Origin of the sequence: Nostoc sp. JL33 (genome assembly GCF_017114985.1) — a bacterium.
Classification (GTDB): Bacteria; Cyanobacteriota; Cyanobacteriia; order Cyanobacteriales; family Nostocaceae; genus Nostoc.
In genome coordinates this window covers 237,916-256,046 of the sequence record NZ_JABXKP010000064.1, presented here as the reverse complement: position 1 = coordinate 256,046, position 18,131 = coordinate 237,916, and the positions used below count along the sequence as shown (strand labels likewise).

General features: G+C 42.3%; 19 protein-coding genes. 10 read left to right on the top strand and 9 right to left on the bottom strand.

All coding sequences use genetic code 11. From position 1 onward, the window contains the following. Positions 1–433 precede the first annotated feature (433 nt). Together HWQ23_RS18305 and HWQ23_RS18300 are read left to right on the top strand one after the other, a co-directional pair. Positions 434–913, top strand: a complete 480-nt coding sequence (locus HWQ23_RS18305) for a hypothetical protein (RefSeq protein WP_292830705.1) — start codon at positions 434–436, stop codon at positions 911–913. A gap of 29 nt (positions 914–942) precedes the next feature. Next, on the top strand, positions 943–1,368 hold the full coding sequence (locus HWQ23_RS18300; protein WP_292830702.1) for a hypothetical protein: 426 nt from the start codon (positions 943–945) through the stop codon (positions 1,366–1,368). Positions 1,369–1,532: 164 nt separating this feature from the next. Here the strand turns inward: HWQ23_RS18300 and HWQ23_RS18295 are convergent, their stop codons facing one another. After that, positions 1,533–1,871, bottom strand: a complete 339-nt coding sequence (locus tag HWQ23_RS18295; protein ID WP_292830813.1) for a hypothetical protein — start codon at positions 1,869–1,871, stop codon at positions 1,533–1,535. A 337-nt stretch (positions 1,872–2,208) separates the two neighbouring features. Here HWQ23_RS18295 and glyA point away from each other — a divergent pair, with 337 nt between their 5' ends. Continuing rightward, positions 2,209–3,492: a serine hydroxymethyltransferase gene (gene glyA / locus HWQ23_RS18290; protein WP_292830699.1), complete on the top strand. Its 1,284-nt coding sequence runs from the start codon at positions 2,209–2,211 to the stop codon at positions 3,490–3,492. Positions 3,493–3,805: 313 nt separating this feature from the next. Next, complete coding sequence (locus tag HWQ23_RS18285; protein ID WP_292830696.1) at positions 3,806–5,056, top strand: competence/damage-inducible protein A; 1,251 nt, start codon at positions 3,806–3,808, stop codon at positions 5,054–5,056. A gap of 65 nt (positions 5,057–5,121) precedes the next feature. Here the strand turns inward: HWQ23_RS18285 and HWQ23_RS18280 are convergent, their stop codons facing one another. The 3 genes from HWQ23_RS18280 to HWQ23_RS18270 all read right to left on the bottom strand — a co-directional run bounded on the left by HWQ23_RS18280 (position 5,122) and on the right by HWQ23_RS18270 (position 6,123). Then, positions 5,122–5,376 carry a hypothetical protein gene (locus tag HWQ23_RS18280; RefSeq protein WP_292830693.1) on the bottom strand — a complete coding sequence of 85 codons (255 nt, stop codon included), beginning with the start codon at positions 5,374–5,376 and terminating at the stop codon, positions 5,122–5,124. Continuing rightward, positions 5,366–5,776: a DUF6883 domain-containing protein gene (locus tag HWQ23_RS18275; protein ID WP_292830690.1), complete on the bottom strand. Its 411-nt coding sequence runs from the start codon at positions 5,774–5,776 to the stop codon at positions 5,366–5,368. The genes HWQ23_RS18280 and HWQ23_RS18275 overlap by 11 nt, the downstream gene beginning before the upstream one ends. A gap of 86 nt (positions 5,777–5,862) precedes the next feature. After that, positions 5,863–6,123 carry a hypothetical protein gene (locus tag HWQ23_RS18270; protein ID WP_292830687.1) on the bottom strand — a complete coding sequence of 87 codons (261 nt, stop codon included), beginning with the start codon at positions 6,121–6,123 and terminating at the stop codon, positions 5,863–5,865. A 116-nt stretch (positions 6,124–6,239) separates the two neighbouring features. Here HWQ23_RS18270 and HWQ23_RS18265 point away from each other — a divergent pair, with 116 nt between their 5' ends. Beyond that, positions 6,240–6,470, top strand: coding sequence for a helix-turn-helix domain-containing protein (locus HWQ23_RS18265; protein ID WP_292830685.1), 231 nt, complete (start codon positions 6,240–6,242; stop codon positions 6,468–6,470). Between the two features lie 254 nt (positions 6,471–6,724). Further along, the gene (locus HWQ23_RS18260) at positions 6,725–7,339 is read left to right on the top strand and encodes a hypothetical protein (RefSeq protein ID WP_292830683.1); all 615 of its coding nucleotides are present in this window, start codon (positions 6,725–6,727) and stop codon (positions 7,337–7,339) included. Positions 7,340–7,586: 247 nt separating this feature from the next. Here the strand turns inward: HWQ23_RS18260 and HWQ23_RS18255 are convergent, their stop codons facing one another. Further along, a complete protein-coding gene (locus tag HWQ23_RS18255) occupies positions 7,587–8,327 on the bottom strand; it encodes a class I SAM-dependent methyltransferase (protein ID WP_292830681.1) in 741 nt (246 codons plus the stop codon). Between the two features lie 19 nt (positions 8,328–8,346). On the opposite strand from HWQ23_RS18255, the gene HWQ23_RS18250 reads away from it, so the two are divergent. Next, positions 8,347–8,511 carry a hypothetical protein gene (locus HWQ23_RS18250; protein WP_292830679.1) on the top strand — a complete coding sequence of 55 codons (165 nt, stop codon included), beginning with the start codon at positions 8,347–8,349 and terminating at the stop codon, positions 8,509–8,511. A gap of 68 nt (positions 8,512–8,579) precedes the next feature. After that, complete coding sequence (locus HWQ23_RS18245) at positions 8,580–10,097, top strand: ABC transporter permease subunit (RefSeq protein WP_292830676.1); 1,518 nt, start codon at positions 8,580–8,582, stop codon at positions 10,095–10,097. Here the strand turns inward: HWQ23_RS18245 and HWQ23_RS18240 are convergent. Beyond that, entirely contained in the window at positions 10,023–10,355 is a 333-nt protein-coding gene (locus HWQ23_RS18240; protein WP_292830673.1) for a hypothetical protein, read from the bottom strand. The two genes, HWQ23_RS18245 and HWQ23_RS18240, sit on opposite strands and share 75 nt — an antisense overlap. Before the next feature lie 408 nt (positions 10,356–10,763). Here HWQ23_RS18240 and HWQ23_RS18235 point away from each other — a divergent pair, with 408 nt between their 5' ends. Beyond that, on the top strand, positions 10,764–11,534 hold the full coding sequence (locus tag HWQ23_RS18235) for a hypothetical protein (protein WP_292830670.1): 771 nt from the start codon (positions 10,764–10,766) through the stop codon (positions 11,532–11,534). 491 nt (positions 11,535–12,025) lie between these two features. After that, positions 12,026–12,820 (top strand): LmeA family phospholipid-binding protein, encoded by a 795-nt coding sequence (locus HWQ23_RS18230; protein ID WP_292830810.1) that lies wholly within the window; start codon positions 12,026–12,028, stop codon positions 12,818–12,820. Between the two features lie 168 nt (positions 12,821–12,988). Here HWQ23_RS18230 and HWQ23_RS18225 read toward each other — a convergent pair whose 3' ends face one another. The 3 genes from HWQ23_RS18225 to HWQ23_RS18215 form a co-directional block, all read right to left on the bottom strand. Then, positions 12,989–14,380: a UDP-glucose dehydrogenase family protein gene (locus HWQ23_RS18225; RefSeq protein WP_292830667.1), complete on the bottom strand. Its 1,392-nt coding sequence runs from the start codon at positions 14,378–14,380 to the stop codon at positions 12,989–12,991. Positions 14,381–14,503: 123 nt separating this feature from the next. Beyond that, a complete protein-coding gene (locus tag HWQ23_RS18220; RefSeq protein ID WP_292830807.1) occupies positions 14,504–15,454 on the bottom strand; it encodes a UDP-glucuronic acid decarboxylase family protein in 951 nt (316 codons plus the stop codon). Positions 15,455–15,980: 526 nt separating this feature from the next. Continuing rightward, complete coding sequence (locus tag HWQ23_RS18215; protein WP_292830664.1) at positions 15,981–18,119, bottom strand: cation:proton antiporter domain-containing protein; 2,139 nt, start codon at positions 18,117–18,119, stop codon at positions 15,981–15,983. Positions 18,120–18,131: the final 12 nt, after the last annotated feature.

The window sequence follows — 18,131 nt, the reverse complement described above, 5'->3', positions numbered from 1 at the left end:
TTTGGGTTAAGACTTAATCCAAGCGGATTGCCATATATTACTACGCTTGGCTTAAGTAAGGAGAATCGTAGGTTGGGTTGAACGAACGCGTAGCATCCCGTAGGGAAGTGAAACCCAACAAACCACCGAAAATGTTTGGTTGAGGAACGAAACCCAACCTACGCAGTTTATGGTTTTTGACGCTAACTGAACTGGATTGTGCCCTATATTACTAATTGCGATCGCCTAAAATTTATCAAAACTTTTTTTAGATTAAACTTTCGGGAAGAATTAAAAATATCTGAAGTGAATTAAGCTCTAAAATTAAGTAATTAAACCGTAAACCAATCATTGATTTTAAGTTATAAATTGATACTTTTTCAGTGTATATATCAAAGACGGAGCTAGAAAATTGCGTTATTCTTAGAATGCCCGCATCCAGTCAACCACAACAATGAAAAGTATAGAACATATTGATCCTATTTTTGAACGACTTTTTTCTAAGATTAATCCTCAAATAGCAAACTCTTTCACTGATGAGCAACTAAAAGCGATACAAAGGGGTTTCGGCTCTCAAGTTGGGGCGCGTCATTCTTTAGATATAAGAGTTTCAGTCCCTATTCCCGGACTACGATTTTATCTAGTTTTATTAGCAGGTTCGGAACGTCGTTCGCAACAGCGCTTGCAAAATGAAAAAGGTATATATCCTCTTTTTAATACAGGCAATATCATATTCTTAACAGGATTTTTAGCCATTCTATTGAGTTGTAGCTTCACTATTTTCTCTTTTTTATGGTCTTCATTTAGTCCCATCTCCACTTCGGCTTACCCTACATCTATTCCTTGGATTTTCGATAAATCTGAATGCGAACACACTAACAGAACTTGGCGTAATGAAAAGTGTTGGGATGATCAACACAGTCCGATGTTTTAAAGCTTATTCACACCGACAATAAAAACAATATGTCTAGAAACCGTTTAACTAAATATTCGTCTAAAAATGACACTTTTCTACAACAGTTTTTCGCCTGTATTCCTCCTGAAGTAGTAGCTACCTTTACCGATGCCCAATTGACAGAATTACAAAAGGTATTTAAAGAGCGGGTTAGCAAGCGTCATGCTGTGGATATCAGGCTTTCTATCCCATTCATTAAAAAACGCTTTTATGCAGTTTTTTTACTTGGCAAAGAAAAGAGGTCAAAACAGAACCGAAAAGATACAATTTTCAAACCTGTAAATAGTATCTTCCTAATAAGATATTCTTTGGTATTAATACCTTTGCTGCTTGCGGCGCTCTATATAGTTGAAATGATATTGGGGATTAATACGTTTCCCAATAAAGAAATCCAAGAGTTTGTCAAATATTTAATGGGCAGTTTTTCGATTTAGCATCAGTGCATCTACCTTTTGACATAATCTTTTCAGATATTAAGTATATAATTGACATCCAGAGAGGATGAGAATAATTATTCTAATTATGTTTTTCATCTAGAATTTAAAATTCATAATTTTAAAAATACATGATAACTATCTTTTTTTACGATTATTCACTCTTAATTAGAAAGTAAACCCTTAATTATTTCGCCTAAGTTTTCAACTCCCTTCTCTATGTCGATTAAGTCGATATATTGTAATTTACCAGATTTAGCTAACTTTTTAGCTCGCTCATCGGTAGCCTTTCCCCGCAAGGCATCTGCAAGTATATCTGCGGTTCTACCACTACCAGCAATCACAACAACTAACCTTCCAGCACTAACACTAGAAAACGCATCCTCAAAGCTAATCTCGCCACCATTCAAAAGTACAGTTACCGAAGGCGCGTTATTGGCCAGCAAAGTTGCGACCTGAGATATCCAAGGAGACTCGTCACCCCAATTATTGCCAGGAAGCAGTAGCCATGTTCCGCAAGCGTTGTATTACGCACAGTCAATTGCGGAAGCGTTCAGCTTTTTGTCCTACAGAGGAGCGATGTCTCCGACGGGCTACGCCGGAGCAACAAGCTTTCTTTAGCACAGCTTCAAAAAGCAACGTTATGATAATTAATTGTCTAATAATAAATAAGTTGGCACAAAAAAACCTCAATAGTACGGAGACGATTAATCGCCTCTGTAGAGCAGTCAAAAATCATTGAACTATAGACTTTGGGCTATAAACTTTTGAGAGTGGACTGTTAGGTGCTGTATCCAATCAAAATCAGCCGTTGTACAAATTTCCATAAGGATAATTGAAGTGACTAAGACTAACTCAGACTTTCTTACCTCCACCGATCCAGCGATCGCAGAGTTAATCAACGACGAACTACAGCGTCAGCGAGATCACTTGGAGTTGATTGCTAGTGAAAACTTTACCTCTGCTGCTGTACTGGCGGCTCAAGGTTCAGTACTGACAAATAAATATGCCGAGGGATTACCTGGTAAACGCTACTATGGCGGTTGTGAGTATATCGACAAAATCGAGCAACTAGCGATCAACCGCGCTAAACAGATATTTGGTGCTGCTCATGCGAATGTGCAACCTCATTCTGGCGCACAAGCCAATTTTGCAGTGTTCCTGTCGTTGCTGCAACCAGGGGACAAAATTATGGGAATGGATTTGTCTCATGGGGGACATCTTACCCACGGTTCCCCTGTAAATGTCTCAGGTAAGTGGTTCCAAGTTAGCCACTACGGTGTCAGCCAACAAACAGAACAACTAGACTACGATCAAATTCGGGAGCTGGCGCTGAGGGAGCGTCCTAAGCTCTTGATTTGTGGTTATTCTGCTTATCCCCGGATAATTGATTTTGAAAAGTTCCGTAGCATTGCTGATGAAATCGGCGCTTACGTACTTGCCGATATTGCCCATATTGCTGGTTTAGTTGCGAGTGGTCTTCATCCCGATCCCATTCCTCATTGTCATGTGGTGACAACAACTACCCATAAGACTCTACGTGGCCCTAGAGGTGGTTTAATTTTAACCAGCGACGCAGAACTAGGTAAAAAGCTAGATAAATCTGTTTTTCCTGGCAGCCAGGGCGGGCCATTGGAACACGTCATTGCTGGTAAAGCAGTAGCTTTTGGAGAAGCCCTGAAGCCTGAGTTTAAAACCTATTCTGCCCAAGTGATTGAAAATGCTCGTGCTTTGGCTGAACAACTGCAAAACCGGGGTTTAAAGCTAGTGTCAAATGGCACTGATAACCATTTAATCTTGGTAGATTTACGTTCTATCGGTCTAACTGGTAAGCAGGCGGATCAGCTAGTCAGTACAGTGAATATTACTGCTAACAAAAATACTGTTCCCTTCGATCCGCAATCCCCCTTTGTTACCAGTGGACTGAGGTTAGGTTCGCCGGCAATGACCACGCGAGGCTTAGGAGTAGCAGAATTTACCGAGATTGGAAATATTATTAGCGATCGCCTGCTTTCTCCAGATTCCGAGGTAGTAACCCAAGATTGTCGGCAAAGGGTAGCAGCATTGTGCGATCGCTTCCCCTTATATCCTCACCTGGAAATTCCTGTACCAGCCCTAGCATAATTGGGCATGGAGCAATTCAATTTTAGATTTTGGATTTTGGATTAAAGAATTGAAATTTAATCCAAAAGACGCTCTCTACGAACGCGAATAGCGTGTCGCAGACAGACGCTCCTGCTAGCTTGTCCTCCGCAGGAGTACGCGGACTCGTTGGCGGAGCCTCTCCTTGGCGTAGCCCAAGGTAGAGAAGAGTTGAGGCTCCGCTATCGTCAATCCAAAATCTAAAATTCTTACTCCCCACTCCCCCACTCCCCCACTCCGTACAGACGCGATTAATCGCGTCTCTCCCCACTCCCTACTCCCTACTCCCAATCCAATGAGCGCAGAAATTATTTGTGTTGGTACTGAACTGCTGCTAGGAGATATCCTTAACGGCAATGCTCAATTTTTGGCGCAACAATTAGCGCAGCTAGGTATTCCCCACTACTATCAAACAGTGGTTGGGGATAATCCAGAACGGTTGAAGCAAGTTATAGAAATTGCTATTTCCAGAGCGCAAATTCTCATTTTCACTGGTGGACTCGGCCCAACACCAGATGATCTCACCTGCGAAACGCTCGCCGATTTTTTTAAAGTCCCGTTGGTAGAACACCCAGAAATTATCGAAGACATAACCGAGAAATTCGCCCAACGTGGTCGGGTTATGTCACCAAGTAACCGCAAGCAGGCTTTGATTCCCCAAGGTGCAGAAATTCTCCCCAACCCAACTGGAACAGCACCCGGTATCATTTGGCAACCTCGCCCTGAAATCACGATTTTTACCTTTCCCGGTGTTCCCAGTGAAATGCACCCGATGTGGGAAGAAACAGCCGTGCCATTTCTCAAAAGTCAAGGTTGGGGTAAAGAAATTATTTACAGCCGGAGTTTAAAGTTTTGGGGTATTGGTGAATCGGCTTTGGCGGAAAAAGTTGCTGACTATTTGAAGTTGCCAAATCCCACAGTAGCCCCTTATGCAGGTAAGGGGGAAGTTAGATTGCGAGTTTCTGCTAAAGCAACTTCAGAAGCAGCAGCAGAAACGTTAATTGTGCCGATTGAGAAACAAATTAAAGAAATTGCCGGACTAGATTTTTACGGCGTTAATAATGATACACTTGCTTCCGTGGTCGGTCAGTTGTTGCGGGCATCAAAAGAAACGCTTTCGGTGGCAGAATCTTGCACTGGTGGCGGTTTAGGACAAATGTTGACTGAGATTTCTGGGAGTTCTGATTACTTCTGGGGTGGCGTAATTTCTTATGACAATTCGGTGAAGGTTGGGCTACTGGGGGTTAACCAAGAAGATTTAGATAAATTTGGGGCGGTAAGCGCGATCGTTGCAGAGCAAATGGCAATTGGAGTCAAAACCCGCCTTGCAACAACTTGGGGATTGAGTATTACTGGTATTGCTGGCCCAACTGGAGGGACAGATACTAAGCCGGTGGGTTTAGTTTACATTGGTTTAGCTGGGCCAAAAGATGAAGTGGCAAGTTTTGAGTATCAGTTTGGTGCAGTGCGAGGTCGAGCTTTAATTCGTCATGTGAGTGCGAATGCAGCGTTGGATAATTTGCGGCGGAAGTTGTTGACGAGGTAGGTAACTTAAAGAGCGCGGTGTCCGCGTCTCTATCCTCCGACACATGACCTCATCAGGTTTTGCCATTAGTGAGTAATAATATTCAGTGGTTGCGAGACAGTGTTGACAAGCACGAATTGATCAGAAGTAAGAATGACATTTACGTATTCATAGTTTCCAACTAACTTTTGATTGGGGATGGCAATATCTACTGCATAACCTTCGGGATTTTCGTAGCATTCTACAATTGTTCCCAGTGTATTTTTAGCAATCATCTGGTCGGCAAAGTCTGGTTGTACTTCTACCAATGTTTTTATTTGATCGTAAACTTTAGCTTTCATTGTTATCTTCTTCTTGTTGGTTTACTTCCAGCCAGTTTGTGATTAATCGGGGAATATCTTTTCCATTATCAATTTGCCAGCTAGTTACAAAAGTTCCCTCTCTTTTATTTAATCCCCGAATCCTCACTCTTACCTGAAATCGAAAACCATAAATACTTGTGTGACCTTTTACGGCTGGTGCATTGGCAAGACTTTCACGCAGTTGTTTGATTACATCGCCTGTCGCAGCGTTACGAGCCTCGGCATTTTGTATATCGTAGCCAATTGCTGCGAATGCCATCCACTTTCCTTGGTTGCCAGGATTATTTGGATTCATGGAGTATTCTTGAAATTTGCGAGGGTCTATCTCGGCATCCTCTGCCTTTGGCAACGGATCACCTGGTTTCCAATCCTGACTCATTTACTACACCAGAAGCGGATCAAATATTTTAAAAGCGATGCCTACGGCGGGCTATGCCTACGCACTTGTTTAAAAGGTGAGTTAAATCAGTGCGATCGCTTTGTCTTCAGTCCAGGGGTAACTTGTTTGACTGTGATACTCATCATTTCTCTATCCTCACTATTGGGTGCAACTTGTGGTTTGCTCCAGGCTGTTACTTCGGCAAAGCCCAGGCGATACAGCCAATAAATAATGCTGTTAATACCTCGACGGGAACCAATTAGGAGAATTTTTACAGATTCGCGGTTGGGTGGAGATGTGGGAGGGTTGTTAGAGTCTGTTGTGTCAAAGATAAATTCTTCAGCCATTGAACTAAACCTTATTCTTAAATGATGTACCTGATTGCGTACTAAAATTTAGTCTATCTGATTGTACGCAATCAGGTACATTTACTTGCTTTGAATTCCCTGACAAAATCTAAGAAATGGGGAAAGCAGGTAAAGCACTCAAGCAAGTATTAGAGACTTACGCAATCAGCCAGAATCAGCTAGCTGTGGCAATAGGTCTTGCAAGGTCTAGTATCAACGGTTGGGTAAAAGAGACTAGATCACCAACATCTGATGCAATATTAGAGATCCGCAGGGGTCTACAGAAAATCAACTCAGAAGCTGCTGAGGAATTTATCAGACTTTACTTAAGTGAAGACGAATCCTGATCTGAGGCATGGGAAAGGCAGGTGAAGCACTCAAGCAGGTTTTGGCAACCAAGAGGATGTTTTAAAAGTATTGGGCAAATATAATTCGCTACTAGACAAGCAAAGTCTACCTCCGTGGACTAAGAGAAAATCAAGAGTTTTTAACCCACGGAGGTAGGTTTTGTCTGTGTAGCCGCGACTTATAGTCGCTCAGGCGAGTAATAAATTAGACTTTACAAACATCCTCTAAGGCAAAATAGTTTAATTATGCAGCTATGAGCAAAATTCCCATCCTTCAACCAAATCAGTCATACACTTTCAGAAGCTATTTTGAGATGTCATTCGAGCCAGAAGACATACTGGCTGAATTTGGCTATTCTTTAAAACGTTCCTCTCTCAATCAACAAAAGTCCAGCATTGAATTAGACAGACTCGCAAATCTCAAATCTAGAATTGAGGAAAGTTTGCCATATATTAGTTTGACTAGTGAAGCAGCCCGCAGAGAGTTACTAATTGCGCCAATTTTATTGGATATTGTTCATTACACCCGCGCCCAACTTAGAATCGAATATCCTCTGATAGTTACAGAACAGTTAAAAGGCTCCCTTGACTATTATCTCCATGCAGAGCGTAAACTCTTAGTTATAGAAGCTAAAAATGCTGATTTGGCAAGGGGTTTTACCCAGCTTGCTGTAGAACTGATTGCTATTGATGCGTGGACTGACTCTCAAGAGCCAAATTTACAGGGGGCTGTTTCTACAGGGGATATCTGGCAATTTAGTCTATTGAATCGAGAAAGTAAACAAATAACTCAAGACCTCAATTTATATCGTGTTCCTGCTGACATAGAAGACTTGCTTCGTATTTTGGTGGCGATATTAGGTTGCTGAGAAAGATCAGGCTTAATGTTTGTCAATACTAATTACTGCCATTAAAGCTAGCGAGAGGTTATTTATAAAGTAAAAATAAAATACTGTAGGGGAGCCAGTGCATTGGACGAGTTCCCCGGCTTGTCCCTTGCGCGTCTCCCCCTGGAAGAAGCAACTGTTAGGCGCATATTGCGATATGATTTGTCACGAAAAAGATGATATCAGCACCTAACGCACCGCTTATAACTGTCTGTTATCTCCTGACTCTTCATTTGCTTGCTACCACAATCATTCGGCGGCTATCAACCGCGAACGGTTCACCATCGTAACCATAGCCTTCTACTTCGCTGAAGCCTGTTTGCAGGAGCCAATCGCGGATTTCGGGAAAGGTAAAATTGCGAACAAAGTATTCACCGCGCCGCACTTGTCCATCACGAATGATAATCCGCTCGGTATGGGTACGATTGGTAAGCGCATCGTAACGCGTGCGTGCGAGCATATAATTCCCCTGACACTCAGTAATTAACTCAGGCGTAAACTCTTGCAAGACGCGGCTAAAATTCTGAATATCAAGTAGCAATTTGCCACCTACTTTTAGAGCACGATACGCTTGGGTTAAGACCGATCTATTTTCATTGTCATCGAAGTAACCGAAGGCTGTGAAGCAGTTGATGATGCAGTTGAAGCGATCGCTAAAGGGTAGAGAACGCATATCGCCTTGAAGGTACTCTACCTTAACACCGTTGCTAACCGCATCTTGATTTGCTTTTTCTAAAAAGAAAGCTGTTGCATCAAGTCCAGTCACATGATAGCCACGAGCCGCTAGCTGATTAGCAATCCGTCCATGCCCACAAGCTAAGTCTAAAATACTCATCCCTGCTTGTAAATCTAGCAATCGACAAATGAGGTCAACTTCGTGTTGAGTACGTTCTGGTGTCAACAACGTTTCATAAAAGTAAAGATAATCTTCCTCGAACACGCTGTTACCATCAAATGTATTTGCAACCATTTTGAATCTGTTTTATAAAGTGAATTTTCAATATGGATGGGATGATAGTTTTGAAGAGGATTTACTCAAGTTGCGAGCATCAGTTGCCAACGCATCCACAGAAGCGTCTACGGACAACTCTTTACCGCAACAAAGTGTCCATTGTTCTACAAAACTTTACTATTATTACAGCAATTATGCATAACTGGATTTTTGATTTTGGAAAACCAGTCATAGTCTAAGCTTGGATATTTTTGGAGAAGTCTAAAGAATATGACTGGATTTGTTGTCTTTTGGTTACGTCAGCTAGTTTTTGGCTTAAGCTTAAGCTGTCTACTTTTACTTTCAGGTTGTATCACAGATGGTTCCACTGTTGGTAACACACTTACGGTTGCTACAGAACCTACGTTTCCGCCTTTCGAGTTTCAATCTGCCAGTGGTGAGTTGCAAGGCTTTGACATTGATTTGATGAATGCGATCGCTCAATCTGCTGGCTTGAAAGTTAAGTATCAAAATATGCCTTTTGCTGGTATGATCCCAGCATTGCAAGCGCAAACTGTAGATGCCGCAGTTGCGGCAATGACGATTACTGCCGAACGGGCGAAGACAATTTCCTTCTCGCGTCCTTACTTCAAATCAGGGCTAGCGATCGTCACCCGCAGAGATAATCAAAACATTACCAATTTTGATAATCTTAAGAACAAAACCATTGGCGTGCAAATTGGGACAACTGGCGCACAGAAGGCTAAAAGTATTCCCGGATCGGAAATTCGCACTTTTAATGATTCACCTTTAACCCTTCAAGCATTAATCAATGGTAATGTCGATGCCGTTCTTAATGATCAAGTCGTTATCTTATATGGCATAAAGAGCGGCAACCTTAACGGACTCAAAGTGGTCAGCAGTCTGCTAACAGAAGAATTTTATGGCATTCCTACACCGAAAGCATCGCCCAACTTGCAAGCGATTAACCAAGGTCTAGAAACGGTGCTGAAAAATGGTATTTACGCCAAAATTTACCAAAAGTGGTTTGGTATCCAACCGCCACAACTACCAGAAAAATCACCCATCGAAAACCAGGCTGCCGAAAAAGGCGTATCCCAACTATTTACCTCACTAAGCATTATTTTGAAGTCCCTACCCACCTTGCTAAATGGGGCTTTAGTAACACTTGAACTCACAGCAATCTCAGTCTTGCTGGGGATGATCGGGGGTACACTGATTGGAATTGTTCGTCTTTTCCCCACTCCGCCTTTGCCCTGGATTGCTAGGGCATATGTAGACTTTTTCCGGGGGACGCCGTTGCTGGTGCAAATTTTTATGATTTACTTTGGGTTGCCTGCTTTAGCCCAAAGTTTTGGTTTCACCTTCACTTTAAATCGTTTAGCAGCAGCAGTGATTGCATTGAGTCTCAATAGCGCTGCCTACATTGCTGAAGTTGTCCGCGCAGGCATTCAATCAATTGAGCCTGGGCAAGCAGAAGCCTCTCAATCACTGGGTTTAAGCTCAGTGCAAACGATGCGCTATGTAATCTTTCCTCAAGCCCTCCGGCGGATGCTGCCACCTCTGGGCAATGAGTTTATTAGCCTGCTCAAAGACACCAGCTTAGTCGCGATCATCGGGTTTGAAGAGTTGTTCCGCAAAGGACAGCTGATTGTAGCTGAGAACTATCGTTCATTTGAGATTTACGCCACTGTGGCCTTGGTTTATTTATTCCTAACCCTGCTTTGTTCTCAAGCGTTTAGTCGCTTTGAGCGATCGCTCAATCCCGTTAAGCAAAAGAGCAAGTAATGGGGAGTCTTTAGACACGGGGGCAGGGCCAATACGGTTCGGATAAGGTTTTTTAATGACACGTCCTAGATCGCAAAGACGCGATAAATCGCCGTCTTTACAATAATCAGTCACTTTGTAGAGACGGCGATTTATCGCGTCTCTTGCCTTAACCGAACCGTATTGGGGGCAGGGCATGGCTGTTTTGATTAAAAGAGAGGCGATCGCACTTTTTTGTAGAGATTGCGATCGCCTCACTTCATACATGGAGAAGACCAAATTTTACATATCCCTTATTTCATCAAACTCATTCTCGATTACGCGAACGGTGAGCTATAACTAGAGCAAATGAAGGAGTGTGAGGGGTAGAGAGTAGATTAATGCTGGCATATTCGATGGCGGTAGCCACAGAAAAGTAGTTGAGCTTATTATTTATTGATTTCTTATCTAATTGGTAAACGCGTAATATTTCTATCTGCTAAAGCGGTTCTGGAGCTACAAATAAAATGACTTTTTTATTATTTGCCGTACTGTTGCTAATTAACTTAGGCGCTGGATGTTATTTTACTCTAGCTAATCCTCTAAAAGTCTCAGAAGAAACATCAACTAAACTTACTTTTATTATCCGACCAAAAGTATTTTTAGGTGTAGGAATATTTTTTAGTCAATTGTTTGTTTTATTTTTATTTGCGTGCGTCTATTGTATTTACACCTATTACACAACTTGTCTGCAATCGTTATCCAAACAATATATCTACTTCAAATATTGATTTGAGTGCGGGACAAAATACTCTAACAATAATGTGTAAGTTAACAGAAAACTATTGGTTTGGTCAGGAAAAAAGTGGAGTGCTAGTTTCTGAGTTACTAGAGGCTAAATTGGAAACAGAGATGCAAACCGATAGTCAAGTTAAGCCTAGATACTCATATAAAATTTTACTATTAACTGATAAAGATAGCTTTCCTTTTACAGATAGTACATACCCAAAATTTAAACTTGAAGAATTACAATCAATAGTATTAAGAATTAACAAATTTTTGAAAAACCCTACAGAGAACAATTTAGCGGTTATACTTGATGACACTTTTATTGGTTACATTGTTGTCAGGATTACTGTTTTCTGTGGAATATTAGCGTTGCTAGTAGCGTCACCAGGTTTATTTATAACTTGTAATTTTGATCAAGAAACAAATACTGTAAAGCTTAGTCGTTACAGGTGGTTTGGAACGTTAGGAAAAACAGTTTTTCAATATTCTTTGAACGAAATTACTGATGTTAAGCTTGAACGGATTGATACTAGTATAGATGAATGCTTTTTTCGGGTTATTTTAGTACTAGAATCGGGTAATAATCTACCATTAACGCCCAATTATACTTCAAATTATATAAATGGAGATTCTATAGTTAGAGTAACTAAAGATTTTCTGGAACTAAAACATAAAGATAGTGCTAGATAAAAGCGTGGGATTGGTAGACTCAGAAAAATATTAGCTCTGAAACAAGCTACGTCTCACATAAGCTTTTTAATAAAATTTGTACCCTCTGTAATTTAATTATTTCACCTTGAGATTTATATATTTCAACAGCTTTCTAACAATTTTTTAATGCTGCTTGTATATCTCATAAAGAAAAATGGGTAGCTTCTCGTGCGTAGTATTGATAACTTTGCTTGCAGAAATTCTATATTAATGTCAACATCTGACTCATGTTTCATCGGTTGAAATACCAGACTTCTGCTGCATTTCCCGTTTACATTCCTAAACAGAACGTGTTTGACCTGTGTTTACGTGCTTCAGTACCTTCATCAATAGTAATATTTAATACATTGCCTCATGAACCATCAGCGATCCTACACCTACGCATCAGCACAATTAATATGGGGATCGCTTGCTGTATTCTTGACAATTTGTTACAAAAGTACAAAGAACTTCTAGAGACCCAAAACCACATGTTCGGCGGACTTACTGGTTTACAAGATCCTAAAGGCACAGATTGGGGAGAGCGGATGCTCAACACAGTCGCCAGCCAAACGATTCGCCATATGTTTACCCAAAGCGAGTCAGTAGAAGTCTTTGTGCGCTGCTACCCCTCCAGCAAGCTCTTGCAAGGCAGCATTGATAGCTTCAAAATGAGCGGTCGTGGCTTGGTGATTCGGAAAGATTTCGCGGTAGATGAGATGTCATTTGAAACCGATGCCGTGGCTATTGACTTCGGCTCGGTTTTAAGTGGCAAACTCAGCCTTAAGCAACCCACTCAAGCGATCGCTCAGGTAATTCTATCAGAAGCAGGCATCAACCAAGCGTTTAATGCGGAACTGGTGAAAAAGCGCCTGCTTAACCTCACCGTACCATCCCTGACAGCATTATCTGGCGGTGAACCAGTCTCCTTTACCGAAGTTCAGGTAAAGCTATTGCCTGAAAATCGGTTGCAGCTTGTAGCAAAAGCAGATTTAAACAATGGCGAACTCGTGCCCCTAAGCATGACTTTAAGCATAAGCATTGAAAGGCGGCGGCGGGTTTCTTTCAAAGATCCGAAAATTGAACTTGACCAAGTGCCAGAAGCCCAACGGGAAATTTCGCAAACCTTGAGTGTGGCGCTGGTAGAAATTTTGGATAATATGGTCGATTTGGATCGCTTTGACCTGGATGGGGTAAAAATGCGGCTCAACCGATTAGAAACTGAAGGTCAAAAACTTATTTTCAGTGGATATGCTGAAATTGAACGTATTCCACATAGCGGTTGACATAAAATAATTACGCAAAAACGCCAAGAAAAGTAAAGCTTTAAACAAATTAAATACCGCCTAGAATCATCTAGGCGGTAGTTTAAATCTTTAGATTTTGAAGGGAGTTAGGAGTTATTAATTATCGGTTGTATTAATTTTTATTTATCACTCCTAACTCCTAACTCTCTACCGTCCCACGCCTACATATTGGAATCCAGCCCGGATCATTGCTTCGGGGTCGAGGAAGTTACGACCGTCGATGATAACGGGGTGAGCCATCAATTTCGCCATCTTCACATAGTCGAGAGTGCTAAACTGCTGCCATTCGGTGACGAGTACTAAAGCATCGCAGCCGTCAGCAAGTCTTTCGGCATCGGTTTCGACTAGCACACCAGAAAGCCCATGACGTAGACCTGTTTGGGAAACAATCGGGTCGTAGGCTTTGACTTTGGCTCCCAGTCGGTTTAGCTGCTCAATTAGGTTGAGTGCTGGGGCGTCGCGCAAGTCGTCGGTATCTGGCTTGAAGGTCAGTCCGAGTAGTCCGATTGTTTTGCCTTTGAGAATTTTCAGAACTTTTTGGAGTTTCTCCAAAGCAATCAACCTCTGGCGCTCGTTGACACTGACAGCAGCTTTCAGTAATTGGGCTTCATAGCCATAATCATCAGCAGTGTGAATCAGGGCGGCAACATCTTTGGGGAAGCACGAACCACCCCAACCAATACCAGCTTGTAAAAACTTGTTACCAATGCGGGAATCTAGACCGATGCCTCTGGCTACTTGGCTGACATCTGCACCGACGCGATCGCAAATATTAGCAACTTCGTTAATAAAACTTATCTTAGTGGCTAAAAAGGCATTAGCGGCGTATTTGATCATCTCCGCCGAACTCAGGTCTGTTGCCAGAATTGGCACAGGTGGTAAAGATTGATCCTCAGCGTACTTGCGTTCCACAATTGGGGCATACAGTTGTTGCATTAAGGCTACTGCCCTTTGACTATTGCCTCCTAGTACAATGCGATCGGGGTTGAAGGTGTCGTGAACTGCCGAACCTTCGCGCAAAAACTCTGGATTGCTGATTACATCAAACTGGGCTGCAATTTCAGGTAATTTATCATCACTCGGCACTCCACCTGCGGGGATCAGTGTTTTTTGCCGTTCAGCAATCCCATCTAAAACAAGCATTCGCACCCAGTCACCTGAACCAATCGGTACTGTAGATTTATTCACTATGACTTTATAACCACCGTTGAGATTTTCTCCAATCCCACGCGCTACAGCTTCGACGTAACGAGTATCACTTTCACCAGTGGGTAAAGGTGGCGTTCCCACTGCAATAAACAGAATTTCCCCGTGGGAAACTCCAGCAGCCAGATCACTAGTAAAATGAATCTTCTCTGTTTGAATCGCAGACTGAATAATTTCTGAGAGTCCCGGTTCAAAAATTGGGGACTGCCCAGACTTCATTAACTTAACTTTTTCTTCGTTGTTGTCTACGCAAATTACATCATGCCCAATATGAGCCAAGCAAGCACCTGTAACTAAACCAACGTAACCAGTACCAATCACGCAAACACGCATTTTTTAACTCCTGACTTTTTTTGGGTTAGTCTTTTATACACTGACAGTCAACTCAGCCACTAAGCATACTAGCTACTGATAGGGTGAGCCTGCATGAAAATTTAGAGCGACGCTAGCCGCCACTCAGGTGGTTGAATTATTGGCATCGCTTTGAATGCGATCGCTAAAATCTTCTATTGTGAGTTTTAGCCCCTCTTGCAGAGGAATAGTAGGTTCCCAATTTAACCAAGTTTTCGCCTTTGTAATATCAGGCTGGCGACGTCGGGGATCGTCCGAAGGTAGTGGCTCAAACTTAATCTGCGCGTCCGGGTTGATCATGTTTTGCACAGCTTCTGCCAATTGTAAAATCGTGTATTCACCAGGATTGCCCAGGTTTACTGGGCCAATGTAGTCGCCATTCATGAGGCGGATGAATCCTTCCACCAAATCGGAAACGTAGCAGAAACTACGAGTTTGCGAACCATCACCGTACACGGTTAAAGGATTACCCCGCAAGGCTTGAACTATAAAGTTGCTCACCACCCGACCATCGTTTTCTAACATTCTCGGCCCGTAAGTGTTGAAGATCCGAGCAACTCGAATATCAACTTTATTTTGCCTGTAGTAATCAAATGCTAGAGTCTCAGCAATTCTTTTGCCTTCGTCGTAGCATGAACGTATCCCAATCGGATTGACGCTACCTCTATACTCTTCAGGTTGGGGATGAACTTCTGGATCTCCGTATACTTCACTAGTGGAAGCTAAGAAAAACCTCGCTTTCACACGTTTAGCCAGTCCCAACATATTCAGCGTTCCCATGACGTTAGTTTTAACGGTTTTAACTGGGTTGTACTGGTAATGTACCGGAGAAGCAGGACAAGCTAAATGATAAATTTGATCCACTTCTAACCGAATTGGTTCGGTAATATCGTGGCGGATCAGTTCAAAGTACGGGTGACCTAACCATTTAAGTATGTTCCGTTTGTGGCCAGTGTAAAAATTATCCAAGCATATTATTTCATGCCCACCAGTCATTAGTCGGTCTATGAGATGGGAACCAATAAACCCAGCACCACCCGTCACCAAAATTCTCATAGTTTCCCAGTTATTTACAAATATTTTCAGTAGCCATTGCACTTACTTTTAGATTACCCAGCTTGGGGACAAAAATACAAAACGAAAAAAAATAACAAGGCTTAATCAAAACCTGTTGTTGAACTTACCTATTTTTCTACGGATGTAGTTTTGTGATATTTTTACCTTTTTGCTTAAGAATTCAATTAGCAAAATAACAAATTTAGTCTCAAAGTTGTCACTGTTCTACCTAAAGTTCATCAAATCTTCAATAAGATAGAGTGTTTTTGTTTTTATGGTTACTACTTTTCTCAGTTGGATACAAAATAGCAGGGGGTAGCCCTCGTGAACTGCATACACCAGAACATATGAAACGAATGGGGATTAGGGACTAGTATTTTTTATTCAGCACGGGCTAAACCTAGCTATCCGCTAACAGGACTGAGTAAGGTCAATAGGATGCTTCCGGCGGTGACTGAGCCAGGTCGTTCGCCTCCGGTCTCGTAAAGAAGTGCGGGCTACAGCAACGCAGCCCAAGTTCACTTAATCATACAGCAGATGTAATGCTGCTAACCGTGTTAGACATAACTACATTTGTAGTTTGAGTGCGTTGTGGTTCTCCAAGCATGACAATGGAGCAGGTGAGTTGTCTGGCTAACTCGGTTGTGACATCGCTAATGGCTAATCCTCCAGGACTGGTACGATTACGTATAAAAGGTAAAACTACTAAATCATATAATCGTGCTGCCTGCAAAATTGCTTGGGCAACATTTTCATGAGCGATAATTTGAATTTCTGGGGTATTGCCGAAAGCTAATTTAGATACCAATAGGGAGAGATGCGATCGCCTCCAAGCAATTTTACTGGAACTAGTGCGGCGATCGCACACATTCAGCACAGTAATGTGGCTCTGATTTGCCTCTGCTAACATCTGGGCAAATTGTACAGGCTGTAATGTCGGTGTCGTTAAATTTTCTACTGGTACTAAAATGCGCTGAATTTTTTTCGGTGATTCTACTAAACGTGTCACCGCTACTGGACAATGGGATGCCCAAAGCACACCATCAATCACATTCCCAAATAAACGCGCTCGCAACCCAGTCCGTTTACCCCAACCCATAACAATTAAATTAGCCTTTTGTTCGCGGGCCGCTCTACTAATTCCTTGAGCAAAGTCATCATCAATTCGCAGCATTGGTTCTGCGGCCACGCCCAATACTCGACTTTGCGCCGTGGCTTTTGTTAATAACCACTCACTCCGTTGTAGAGACGCTTCTAACTGCGGTGCATCCATGTGAGCAGCAGCAGTAGCGATCGCCAGGGGTATAATTTTGCCTTTAGACTGACGCGCTAATAACGCCGCCATCTCAATCAAATACTGCTCGGTCTGAGGATTATATACAGGTACGACTAGAGTAAAAGCACTGTCTATTTCTGGTGCGTTTTGGTCAGGTAGCGGTGGTGCTGGCTCTTCTGCTGGTGAGGAATTCAAACCAACAGCTATTCGACTGGTGATCAACGGCCCCAAGGTTGATGTGACAAGCATTAAGACAATGACACTATGTAATACTTGTAGTGGCAGCAACCCAGCCCGATATCCTACTAACGTTGCTGCTAAAGTTGTACCAACCTGGGGAAGTGACAGCGACCACATAGTTAGCATTTCTTGCCAGTTATAGCGGTAAAGCAGTTTTGTGAACAAAGCTGCAATCAATTTGCTGACAATCAAACCGACTATCATTAACAGCGTTAACTTGAGCGTGTCCAGGTTGTTCACAAAGGCGGGTAGATTGATCACTAAGCCAAGGTCAACAAAGAAAATGGGAATGAACAGCACGCTGCCAATAAATACCACCTTTTCTTTGACAGGGCCTTCACCTACAGCTTCATTTACCGCTAAACCTGCTAAAAAAGCACCAACAATTTTTTCTACCCCCATCAATTGAGCGCCCACAGCCGCCAGAAACACAGAAAGCAATACAAACAAAAACTTGTTTCCTTCGTCGTCTCCAGACCGCTTGAAAAATTCTTTGCCTGCCCAATCAAAGCCTGTGACAACGGCAACAGAGTAAATAATTAACCAACCCGACAAGCTGAGTAGTTTAGCAAAGCTGAATACTCCAGCATCAGCGACGGCTACACAAACGGCTAAGATCAGTACTGCGGCAATATCTGTAAAAATCGTAGCTCCAATGGTGACGCTAACAGCTTCGTTGTTTATCACTCCCAAACGGCTGATTATCGGATATGCCAAAAGGGTATAGGAAGCGAATAAAGAGCCAATTAATATTGATATATTCCAGCCATAGCCTAAAATCAGCCCTATTAAGGTTCCGATCATCAAGGGTACACTGAAAGTCAAGCTAGCAAACCCAAAGGCACGACTTTTATGGCGGCGAAACTGTTGTAGATCAACTTCTAGCCCGGCGACAAACAGCAAATAAATTAACCCAATGTTTGATAGCAGGTTAATCATCGGCGAGTCAGACTCAAATAGATTCCAGCCTGAAGGCCCAAGTACTAGCCCTGAGAAAACCAAACCCACTAATCCTGGTAATCTTAGCCGCTCAAACATGATCGGTATAACTAAGATGACCACCAACAAAATAGCAAAGGGAACAATTGGTTCCTTGCCAAGAACTTGGGAAGTTGGTTCCAGAACAAGAACTTGTGATATGAGTTCCATAGGTAGGAATTG

What these genes read in the sequence shown, in the direction of transcription:
- HWQ23_RS18305 (WP_292830705.1), top strand. Translation starts at nt 434, where the DNA reads ATGAAAAGTATAGAACATATTGATCCTATTTTTGAACGACTTTTTTCT.
- HWQ23_RS18300 (WP_292830702.1), top strand. Translation starts at nt 943, where the DNA reads ATGTCTAGAAACCGTTTAACTAAATATTCGTCTAAAAATGACACTTTT.
- HWQ23_RS18285 (WP_292830696.1), top strand. Translation starts at nt 3,806, where the DNA reads ATGAGCGCAGAAATTATTTGTGTTGGTACTGAACTGCTGCTAGGAGAT.
- HWQ23_RS18280 (WP_292830693.1), bottom strand. Translation starts at nt 5,376, where the DNA reads ATGAAAGCTAAAGTTTACGATCAAATAAAAACATTGGTAGAAGTACAA.
- HWQ23_RS18275 (WP_292830690.1), bottom strand. Translation starts at nt 5,776, where the DNA reads ATGAGTCAGGATTGGAAACCAGGTGATCCGTTGCCAAAGGCAGAGGAT.
- HWQ23_RS18270 (WP_292830687.1), bottom strand. Translation starts at nt 6,123, where the DNA reads ATGGCTGAAGAATTTATCTTTGACACAACAGACTCTAACAACCCTCCC.
- HWQ23_RS18265 (WP_292830685.1), top strand. Translation starts at nt 6,240, where the DNA reads ATGGGGAAAGCAGGTAAAGCACTCAAGCAAGTATTAGAGACTTACGCA.
- HWQ23_RS18260 (WP_292830683.1), top strand. Translation starts at nt 6,725, where the DNA reads ATGAGCAAAATTCCCATCCTTCAACCAAATCAGTCATACACTTTCAGA.
- HWQ23_RS18255 (WP_292830681.1), bottom strand. Translation starts at nt 8,327, where the DNA reads ATGGTTGCAAATACATTTGATGGTAACAGCGTGTTCGAGGAAGATTAT.
- HWQ23_RS18245 (WP_292830676.1), top strand. Translation starts at nt 8,580, where the DNA reads ATGACTGGATTTGTTGTCTTTTGGTTACGTCAGCTAGTTTTTGGCTTA.
- HWQ23_RS18230 (WP_292830810.1), top strand. Translation starts at nt 12,026, where the DNA reads ATGTTCGGCGGACTTACTGGTTTACAAGATCCTAAAGGCACAGATTGG.
- HWQ23_RS18225 (WP_292830667.1), bottom strand. Translation starts at nt 14,380, where the DNA reads ATGCGTGTTTGCGTGATTGGTACTGGTTACGTTGGTTTAGTTACAGGT.
- HWQ23_RS18220 (WP_292830807.1), bottom strand. Translation starts at nt 15,454, where the DNA reads ATGAGAATTTTGGTGACGGGTGGTGCTGGGTTTATTGGTTCCCATCTC.
- HWQ23_RS18215 (WP_292830664.1), bottom strand. Translation starts at nt 18,119, where the DNA reads ATGGAACTCATATCACAAGTTCTTGTTCTGGAACCAACTTCCCAAGTT.